Here is a 1,538-nt window from a genome sequence, read left to right on the forward strand (position 1 = left end):
GCGGGCAGGAGATTGCCGGAGCGCAGATTCAGATTTTCAAGGGGAGCACGGCAGAGGGCACAGCAGTTGCCAGCTGGACGTCGGAAGCAAATGCCAGCAAAGAGCTGGAGCTGGAAGCCGGAACCTACACTTTCCACGAGGAAGCAGCTCCGACCGGCTACCTGAAAGTGACAGATATTACCTTTGAGGTCAAGGCTGACGGTACAGTGACGGTGAGCAATATCGGGGAAAAAGATGCCAAGGGCGAAAGCAATCAAGCTGTCGCTGCCGGCTCAACATTGACCGTTACTGATAAGGATGATGATTTGCCGCGCAAGGTGACTTTCAGCAAGGTCAATGTCGGCGGTGAGGAAATTGCCGGAGCGCAGATTCAAATCTTCAAAGGCAAGGAGGCAGCCGGAACTCCTGCTGAGGCATGGACTTCGGAAGCCGGCCAATCTCATGAGATTGACTTGGCGCCGGGCATCTATACTCTCCATGAGGAAGCAGCTCCGACCGGCTACCTTGCTGTGACGGATATTACCTTCCAAGTCAATGCCGACGGTACAGTGACCGTTCTGGATGCCAACAGCAATGCTGTGGAATACAAGGACGGCAAGCTGGTTATTACCGACCAGCTGAACCCCGACTCTGACAAATCGGATCCATCCGACGACAAGAACAACTCCGGAGACGGCAATCATTCCGGCAGCCAGAATGACCCTGGCAACTCTGGCAGTTCAGATCAAGCGGGTGACCCTGACCAAACAGGCAGAGGACAAGGGAAATCGAAAAAGGTTCTCCCGGCGACGGGCTCTGCGGACAGCCTGACTCTGGTCATGGCAGGTCTGGTTCTTTTGGCACTTGGCGGTCTCTGCTGCAGGGTGCGATTGTCTAAATAATCACAGAAACAAGTGCTAAGATATTAGCGCTTGTTTTTTTGCAGACCGGCCTGCTGTACCCTAGATGTTTCGAAAGAGGCCTGCAGCTCACAGGGCTTTCTCTGCCGCTTGCTGATTCTTTTTGACCACTTAGCGCTAAGCTCTTGCTTTTAGCTCGGAATCTTCTATAATAGTTAGCAAATAGGAAAGGAAGATGACATATGACAGAATCAAAACTGCAAGACAAACTCAAACCAGGCTTGAAATTAGAGGATTTCCAAAAAGAGGGAGAGATTTATCTGGCTCTGAATCCAGACTATCTCTCCGGTGATAATGCCAAGTACATGACCATGTATAACAAACTATCCCGCTGGTATGATATAGGTGAGAGGTGGTTTGGCCGTCTGGTCTATGGCAATAGCCTGACTCAGATGAGGAGAGAGCTGATGGAGGAGATTGAGTGGCAAAATGGCTTATCTGTCCTCTACGTATCTATCGGGACAGGCTCTGACCTGCGCTATCTTCCCAAGGGAGTCGACCTGAAAAGCTTGGACTTGGTCGGAGCAGATATTTCCATGGGCATGCTGAAAAAATGCCAAAAGGCTTGGTCCCAAAAGACCCATCTGCATCTGTTTAATGCCTGTGCCGAGGACCTGCCCTTTGCGGATAATAGCTTTG

At 51.0% G+C, this 1,538-nt stretch carries 2 protein-coding genes; both read left to right on the top strand.

Annotation, left to right across the window (positions count from 1 at the left end):
* Window positions 1-881 (top strand): MSCRAMM family protein (locus STRDD11_RS04435; RefSeq protein ID WP_128836287.1); only part of this gene is annotated, 881 nt, incomplete at its 5' end.
* A 200-nt stretch (window positions 882-1,081) separates the two neighbouring features.
* Window positions 1,082-1,538, top strand: a 457-nt coding sequence (locus STRDD11_RS04440) for a class I SAM-dependent methyltransferase (RefSeq protein ID WP_128836289.1), incomplete at its 3' end; no start/stop codon positions are given.

The organism is Streptococcus sp. DD11, from assembly GCF_001578865.1.
Lineage (GTDB): Bacteria > Bacillota > Bacilli > Lactobacillales > Streptococcaceae > Streptococcus > Streptococcus panodentis.